Source organism: Thauera sp. 27 (assembly GCF_000310125.2).
GTDB classification, from domain to species: Bacteria; Pseudomonadota; Gammaproteobacteria; order Burkholderiales; family Rhodocyclaceae; genus Thauera; species Thauera mechernichensis.
In genome coordinates this window covers 118849-126879 of record NZ_AMXB01000013.1, presented here as the reverse complement: position 1 = coordinate 126879, position 8031 = coordinate 118849, and the positions used below count along the sequence as shown (strand labels likewise).

Genomic DNA, 8031 nt, shown 5'->3' with positions numbered 1-8031 from the left:
GGGGGGGGGGGGGTCAAGCGTGGCGCTGTCCAGTGGTGAGGAGCTCGCGATCCAGTTCTGCCAGCCGCTCAGGGGTGCCGACGTCGATCCAGCGTCCGCGGTGGTGCTCGCCGCGGACGCGCCCGATGTGCATGGCGCTGCGCAGGAGCGGCCCGAGCTTGGCTGGTTCGGGGTCGGGCAGGCCGGCGAACAGCGCGGGGTGGTAGGCGCCCAGGCCGGCGAAGGTCAGGCGTGGTGCGCAGTCGTCATGGATAAGGCCGTTACCGTCGAGATGGAAGTCGCCGTCCGGGTGGTGTGCCGGGTTGTCGACGAGCAGCAGGTGGGCGAGCGCACCGTCGCCATCCAGGCGCCGGGCGGCCGCGCGCAGGGCGGCGAGGTCGGCGTCGCAGAAGACGTCGCCATTGACCACGACGAAGGGCGCATCGCCCAGTAGCGGCAGCGCATGGCGGATTCCACCGGCGGTTTCGAGCGCAGCGGCTTCCGGCGACCAGGCGATGCGCACGCCGAAGGCCGCGCCGTCGCCCAGCGCGTCCTCGAGGCGGAAGCCCAGATGGGCGTGGTTGATCACCAGTTCGGTGAAACCGGCGGCGCGCAAACGCTCGATGTGCCAGACGATCAGCGGTTTGCCACCCACCGCCAGCAGCGGCTTGGGCGTGTGATCGGTGAGTGGGCGCATGCGCTCGCCGCGGCCGGCGGCGAGGATCATGGCTCGGGTGCTTGCCATCAGAAGGTGTAGCCGATCTGGACGTCTTCGGGCTCGAGGCGGTCGAGCAGCTTGAGCAGCGGGCCGAGGTCGCGCCAGCGCTTGCAGGCGCGGCGCAGGTAGTCCATCACCAGCGGCATGTCGGCGAGGTAGCCGTCCTTGCCGTCACGGTGGTAGAGGCGGGCGAAGATGCCGAGGACCTTGATGTGGCGCTGCACGCCCATCCATTCGAAGTCGCGGTGGAAGTCGGCGAACTCGGCGCGTACGGGCAGGCCGAGTTTTTTCGCTGCTTCCCAGTAGCGGATCAGCATGTCGAGGATGAACTCTTCGTCCCAGCGTATGTAGGCGTCCTTGAACAAGGACGCCAGGTCGTAGCTGATCGGGCCGTACACCGCGTCCTGGAAGTCGATGACGCCCGGGTTGGCGCCGAGGCCGGCGGTGGGCTCGAGCAGCATCAGGTTGCGCGAGTGAAAGTCGCGATGCACGAACACCTGGGGCTCGGCGAGGTTGACCGCGAGGATCTTCTCGAAGGTCTCGTCGAGTATGGCGGCCTCGGCCTCGCTCAGGCTGATGCCCTTGTGGCGAGCCACATACCACTCGGGGAAGAGCTGCATCTCGCGCAGGAGCAGGCTGCGGTCGTATACCGGCAGCACGCCGGGGCGGCTGGCGCACTGGATCGCTGCAAGTGCACCGAGTGCGTCGGCGTAGAGATGGGCTGCGCGCGGGCAGTCCGGCGCCTCGCCCGCCGAGCGCTGCAGCGCGGCCAGGTAGGTGGTGGAGCCGAGGTCGGAGAGGAGCAGGAAGCCGCGCTCGAGATCCTGGGCGAGCACCTCGGGCACATGGGCGCCCGCGCTGCGGAACAACTCGGCAACGTGCAGCCAGGGGCGCACGTCTTCCTGGGCGGGCGGGGCGTCCATGACGATGCGCGTGGGCCCGCCGTCGGCAAAGCGGGCGCGGAAGTAGCGGCGGAAGCTGGCGTCGGCCGAGGCGGGCTCGAGTTCGAAGTCACGTCCGGGCTGGGCGTCGGCAAGCCAGGTCCTTAGCTGTTCTAGACGTTGCAAGCGGGTTCTCCGTGGGGGTTCGTGTACAATCCATGAGTTTATCAATACGCTGGTTCGGGTGGGCTGCCGCACATTGCGAACGACGGGAAGGCTTGGGCTTGATGGCTCCGAATACGCGCATTCGTCTGATTCCACTGTTGTTGCTCGGCATGTCCGGAGCAACCTTCGCCCAAGGGCTACCGCCGCTTCTGGTCTCGCCCGACCTTCTGCGTCCAGCGCCCGCTCGTGTGGTGGCGCCCGTACCTGCTACGGATACGCAGCGGCCTGCTCCGGTCGAGGCTCGCCCACAGGCTCCGAGTCCGGCTGCAGGCCAGGCAAGTGCAACGGTGCCGCAGGTGACGGTGGAAGAACGTAGCCTGCCTGCCGCCGTGCCGCAGACGCAAGCCGTCGCGCCCGAGCAGGCCGAGACCCCGCGCGCGCGCCAGGCTCAGCCCGCGGATGCACCCGCCGCTGCCACGGTGCCGCTGGGCGCGGTGGCGAAGCTGCCTGCCGGAACGACCGCGGTCAGCGCGCTGCGCATCCTGGGAGCGCGTGGCATCGAACTGGTCGCCGAGGGCGAGGCCGAACTGCAGCGCGACGATGTGTTGCTCACGGCAGATCGTGTCACGTACCGCGAGCCGACCGACGAGGTGCTGGCCGAGGGTAACGTGGTGATGCTGCGTGGTCAGGATCGTATCGAGGGGCCCCGTGCGACCCTGGTCGTCGGCGACCAGGTGGGCAGTTTCGAATCGCCGCGTTACGTGCTGTCGCGCGAGCAGGGGCCGCGTGAGGCGGGTGGCGAGGCGCGCCCGGTGGCCGGCAGTGGTGCCGCCGACCTGCTGCGTCTGGAGGGCGAGAACCAGTACAGGCTCGAGAACGCCACGTGGACGACCTGCCGCGCCAATGACCCCGACTGGTACATCAAGGCGCGCGACCTGCAACTCGACTATGACCGCGAGGTGGGCACTGCTCGTGGTGGGTCGGTGGTGTTCATGGACGTGCCCTTGTTCTGGATGCCGTGGGCCGAGTTTCCGCTCAATGGCCAACGCCAGTCCGGCCTGCTGCCGCCGACCTTCGGGTCGTCCAACAAGACCGGTGTCGACTTCACGCAGCCCTACTATTTCAACTTGGCGCCCAACTACGACGCCACGCTCGCGCCCCGCATCATGAGCCGGCGCGGCCTGCAGCTGGGCGGCGAGTTCCGCTACCTGGGCGAGGACTACCAGGGTACGAGCCGGGTCGAGTGGATGCCCAAGGATAACGTCACCGGCGAGGAGCGCCGTCTGGGTGCGCTGCAGCACCAGCACCGCATTGCGCCCAACCTGTATGGCACGGTGGACCTCAATGCGGTATCCGACGACAGTTATTTCGAGGATCTGTCCTCCCGCATCGGTGTTGCGTCCCGGGTCAACCTGCTGCGCGAGGGGCGTCTGATCTATACCGGCGGCTGGTGGACGGCATCGGCGCTGGCGCAGAGCTACCAGACGCTCAGCCCCGATCCTGAATCGAGGAACAGGTCGCCGTATCGCCGCCTGCCGCAACTGCGCCTCGATGCCGCACGCGCAGACCTTCCCGGCGGCGTGAGCGCGGTACTCAATACCGAGTACGTGCATTTCGCGCACGAGGATGCACGGCGTGACCGCGACGAGGCGAGGCGCTTCACCGCCTATCCCCAGGTCTCGCTGCCCATGACGGGAGCCGCCTGGTTCGTGACGCCAAAGGCTGGCCTGCACTACACCAGCTACGACATCGACCGCTCGCCAGCGGATGCTGGCATGAAGACCTCGGTGACCCGCTCGCTGCCCATCGTTTCGGTCGATTCCGGCCTCTTCTTCGAGCGTGACACGAACCTGTTCGGCGGTGATTACCTGCAGACGCTCGAGCCACGGCTCTATTACCTGCGCGTGCCCAGCCGCAAGCAGGACGAGATCCCGCTGTTCGACACCAGCCGCTTCGACGTCGGCTTCGCGCAGCTGTTCTCCGAGAACCGCTTCTCCGGCAGCGACCGCATCGGCGACGCCAACGACCTGACCGCCGCGGTAAGCACGCGCCTGATCGAGTCCGATACCGGCATCGAGCGCCTGCGGGCGGTGGTCGGCCAGCGCTACTACTTCTCCGATCAGAAGGTGTCGCTGAACTCGGGCGACACCCTGCGTCCCTCGGGGCAGGGGGCCGAACTGCTTGCGGGCATCGGCGGGCGTGTCACGCGCACGGTCTCGGTCGATTCCTATGTGCAGTACAACACCGACAGCGGGCGCAGCGAACGCATCAATGCCAGCGTCCGTTACCAGCCGGATTTCGCCAAGGTGCTCAACCTGAGCTACCGCTATGCGCCCAGCCTGCGCATTGCCGACAGCATCGTCGGCCTCGAGGACGTCGACGTCTCCGGCCAGTGGCCGCTTGGGCGGGGCTGGTATGGCGTGGGCCGGGTGACGCATTCGCTCAAGGACAACCGCGTGACCGAAGCCATCGGCGGGCTGGAATACAACGGCGGCTGCTGGGCATTCCGGATTGCGATGCACCGCTTCGCGATCGACGAGAGCGACGTGACCAAGGCCGTCTTCCTGCAGCTCGAGCTCAACGACCTTGCCAGCATCGGCTCGAATCCGGTCAGCCTGATCAAGCGCAGCGTGCCCGGCTATGGCAAGATCAACGACTCTTCGGCGGACCGCGTCTTCGGCGTCGATTGAGCGCCGCAGCCCCTGCCAGTACATGCGAACCCCATTGCAAATGACCATGAATCGCCTAATTTCCCGCACCCGTAGCGCCCTCGTCGTCACCCTCGCCGCGGCTGGCCTGGCCTTGCCGGCCCATGCGCAGACGCGTGCGGTCGAGGTCGATCGCATCATCGCGGTCGTCAATAACGAGGTCATCACCGCCTTGCAGCTACGCGCCCGCGTGGAACAGGCCGAGCGCCAGCTGCGCCGCCAGGGCGTCGAGCTGCCGCCCATGGAAGTCCTCGAGCGCCAGCTGCTCGAGCGCCTGATCGTCGAGCGTGCGCAGGTGCAGCTGGCCGAAGAGACCGCGCTGCGGGTGGACGACACCACGCTCGAACGCGCGATCGAGCGCATCGCCGGCAACAACAACATGTCGATGGAACAGTTGCGTGCGGCGCTCGACGCCGACGGTGTCGCCTGGGGCCGTTTCCGCGACGAGATCCGCACCGAGATCCTGCTCACCCGCCTGCGCGAACGCGAGGTCGATAGCCGCATCGTGGTCACCGACGCCGAGATCGACAATTTCATCGCCAACAACCCGGACGCCTTCTCGGGTCAGGAGTTCGCCGTCGCCCACATTCTGCTGCGTACGCCGGAAGGCGCCTCGCCACAGCAGGTGGAGGTGGTGCGTGCCCGTGCCGAGCAGGCGCTTGTACGCCTGCGCTCGGGCGAGGATTTCGGCCGTGTGGCGGCCGAGATGTCGGACTCGCCCGATGGCCTGTCGGGGGGCGAGCTCGGCTGGCGCCCGCTGGACCGCCTGCCGGCGCTGTTCGCCGATGCGGTTCGCGGCATGAGCCCGGGCGAGACCTCGCCAGTGCTGCGCAGCGCGGCGGGGCTTCACATCGTCCGCCTGGTCGATCGGCGCGGCGGTGGCATCGATACCGCACAACAGCTTGAACAGACGCGCGCACGCCATATCCTGGTGCGCACCTCCGAGGTGCTCGATGACGCCGAGGCCGAGGCTCGCCTGCTCGCGTTGCGCGAGCGCGTGGTCAATGGTGCCGACTTCGGTGATCTGGCCAAGGCCAACTCGGCCGATCTTTCCGCCGCCAGCGGTGGCGACCTGGGCTGGCTGAACCCGGGCGACACCGTGCCCGAGTTCGAGCGTGCGATGAATGCGCTGCAGCCGGGCGAGGTGAGCGCACCGGTGCGCTCGCCCTTCGGCTGGCACTTGATCCAGGTCGTGGAGCGCCGCGTGCAGGACGTCACCGACGAGCGCAAGCGCAATGCAGCACGCATGGCCTTGCGCGAGCGCAAGGCCGAGGAAGGCTACGAGGACTGGCTGCGCCAGTTGCGCGACAGTACCTACGTCGAGCTTCGCCTGGAGCGCGAGTGACACTGGCACACTCCGCGCCCCTGATCGCCGTCACCAGCGGCGAGCCGGCCGGCGTCGGGCCCGAGCTGTGCGCACGACTGGCCGAGCGGTCGTGGTCGGCGCGCCTCGTGGTGCTTGGCGACATCGAACTCATCCGTGAGCGGGCCGCGATGGCAGGGGTCCGGGTCGTGCTGCGCCCCTTCCGTGCCGACGAGGCGGCAGTGGCCGGCACGCTCGATGTACTGCACCTGCCGCTTGCCCGTCCCGCGCGCGCCGGCGCCCTCGACCCGGCCAATGCGGCTCATGTGCTGGCGCTGCTCGACCGCGCGATTGCCGGCTGCGTGCAGGGCGAGTTCGCCGCCATGGTCACCGCCCCGGTGCATAAAGGCGTGATCTGCGAGGGGCTGGGTGCGCACGACTCCCTGCCGTTCAGTGGCCACACCGAATACCTCGCCGAGCATACCGGCACGCCGCGTGTGGTGATGATGCTGGTCGGTGGTGGCCTGCGCGTCGCGCTCGCAACCACCCACCTGCCGCTGGCCGCAGTGCCGGCGGCGATTACCCCCGACCTGCTCGAGCAGACGCTGCGCATCGTGCACAGCGACCTCGTCCGTCACTTTGGCATCGCCAGCCCGCGCGTCCTGGTTGCTGGGCTCAACCCGCACGCGGGTGAGGGTGGGCACATGGGGCGCGAAGAGATCGAGGTCATCGAGCCGGTGCTGGCCCGCCTGCGCGGCGAGGGCATGCACCTGGTCGGCCCCTTGCCGGCAGACACCTTGTTCGTGCCGCACACGCTCGAGCGTGGCGATGCGGTGCTGGCGATGTACCACGACCAAGGCCTGCCTGTGCTCAAGCACGCCAGCTTCGGCGGCGGCGTCAATGTGACCCTGGGACTGCCGATCATCCGCACTTCGGTGGACCATGGCACTGCACTCGACCTGGCCGGCAGTGGCCGCGCCGACGCGGGCAGCCTTTTTGCCGCCGTTGAACTCGCGACTGCCATGGTGGCGGCGCGCGCGGCTGCCTGACCCGCGCCACGCGCCGGGCCGCAAGAGAAGAGACATGCACGACCACGAGACCGACGGCCACCGTGCCCGCAAGCGTTTCGGCCAGAATTTCCTGTCCGACCCCAACATCATCCGCAAGATCATCGACGGCATCCGCCCGCAGGCCGGCGACCTGATGGTCGAGATCGGCCCCGGACTGGGCGCGATGACTGCACCGCTGATCGAGCGTCTGGGCCATCTGCACGTGGTCGAGATCGACCGCGACCTCATCGCCCGCCTGCATGAGCGCTACACACCTGCGCAGATCACGGTGCACGAGGGTGATGCGCTCAAGTTCGACTTCGGTAGCCTGTGTGCCGGGCTTGCCGCAGATGCGGGGCCCGCGCTGCGCATCGTCGGTAACCTGCCGTACAACATTTCGACGCCCATCCTGTTCCACCTCGCCGGCTTTGCCGATCGCGTCAGGGACATGACCTTCATGCTGCAGAAGGAGGTGGTGATGCGCATGGTGGCCGAGCCGGGCACCGAGGAGTACGGCCGGCTTTCGGTAATGCTGCAGTACCGCTTCCGCATGGGACGCTTGTTCGACGTGCCGCCAGGCGCGTTCCGGCCGGCGCCGAAGGTGATGTCGAGCATCGTGCGCATGGCGCCGCTGCCTGTCGATCAGCTCGGTGCACAGGACGAGGCGCTGCTCGGCCGCATCGTCACTGCGGCCTTCGGTCAGCGCCGCAAGACGCTCAAGAACACGCTGCGCGACTTCGTAGGCGACGCCGACTTCGAGGCCCTGGGCATCGATGGCAGCCTGCGCGGGGAGCGGCTGTCGGTGGCGCAGTTCGTCGCCATCGCCAATCACTGCAGCGCGAGGGGCTGAGACCGCAGCGCCGCCGCGCTGCGCCTGCGCAATGAAAAAAGCCGGGTTACCCCGGCTTTCTGATGTGTTGCGAAGTCGATTACTTCTTGCTGAGCGGGCAGGTGTTGAGGCCGATCAGCGTGTAGGCCGGGCACCAGCCCATCAGGCCGGTAGCCAGCGGCAGGATACCGATCCAGGCCCACACCGGCCCGCCGAACAGGGCCCAGGCGATCAGCGCGATGCCGACCAGGATGCGCAGGATCTTGTCGATGCCGCCAACGTTCGTCTTCATGAGGTTCTCCTTGCTGCAGATGGGTGAGTGGCGTCATTGGACCACGGGCGCATGACCCCGGTCTGTAACCGAGGTTACATAGCGCCCACTTCCATGCGACAGACCCA

7 protein-coding genes are annotated in these 8031 nt (G+C 67.9%); 4 read left to right on the top strand and 3 right to left on the bottom strand.

The window, feature by feature from the left end:
- Window positions 1-13 precede the first annotated feature (13 nt).
- Window positions 14-706, bottom strand: coding sequence for an N-acetylmuramate alpha-1-phosphate uridylyltransferase MurU (gene murU / locus B447_RS09360; protein WP_002938998.1), 693 nt, complete (start codon window positions 704-706; stop codon window positions 14-16).
- A 17-nt stretch (window positions 707-723) separates the two neighbouring features.
- Window positions 724-1764, bottom strand: coding sequence for an aminoglycoside phosphotransferase family protein (locus B447_RS09355; RefSeq protein WP_002938997.1), 1041 nt, complete (start codon window positions 1762-1764; stop codon window positions 724-726).
- Between the two features lie 326 nt (window positions 1765-2090).
- Between B447_RS09355 and B447_RS09350 the strand changes: the two genes are divergently transcribed.
- From B447_RS09350 to rsmA, 4 genes are read left to right on the top strand one after another with little or no spacing between them, the layout of a single operon-like run.
- On the top strand, window positions 2091-4433 hold the full coding sequence (locus tag B447_RS09350; RefSeq protein WP_002929491.1) for an LPS-assembly protein LptD: 2343 nt from the start codon (window positions 2091-2093) through the stop codon (window positions 4431-4433).
- 46 nt (window positions 4434-4479) lie between these two features.
- Window positions 4480-5796 (top strand): peptidylprolyl isomerase, encoded by a 1317-nt coding sequence (locus tag B447_RS09345; protein ID WP_002938988.1) that lies wholly within the window; start codon window positions 4480-4482, stop codon window positions 5794-5796.
- On the top strand, window positions 5793-6803 hold the full coding sequence (gene pdxA, locus B447_RS09340) for a 4-hydroxythreonine-4-phosphate dehydrogenase PdxA (RefSeq protein ID WP_002938986.1): 1011 nt from the start codon (window positions 5793-5795) through the stop codon (window positions 6801-6803). The genes B447_RS09345 and pdxA overlap by 4 nt, the downstream gene beginning before the upstream one ends.
- Before the next feature lie 34 nt (window positions 6804-6837).
- Window positions 6838-7653, top strand: coding sequence for a 16S rRNA (adenine(1518)-N(6)/adenine(1519)-N(6))-dimethyltransferase RsmA (gene rsmA, locus B447_RS09335; protein ID WP_002938985.1), 816 nt, complete (start codon window positions 6838-6840; stop codon window positions 7651-7653).
- A 79-nt stretch (window positions 7654-7732) separates the two neighbouring features.
- On the opposite strand, the gene B447_RS09330 is transcribed toward rsmA, so the two are convergent.
- Window positions 7733-7924 (bottom strand): YgaP family membrane protein, encoded by a 192-nt coding sequence (locus tag B447_RS09330; RefSeq protein WP_002929486.1) that lies wholly within the window; start codon window positions 7922-7924, stop codon window positions 7733-7735.
- Window positions 7925-8031 lie beyond the last annotated feature (107 nt).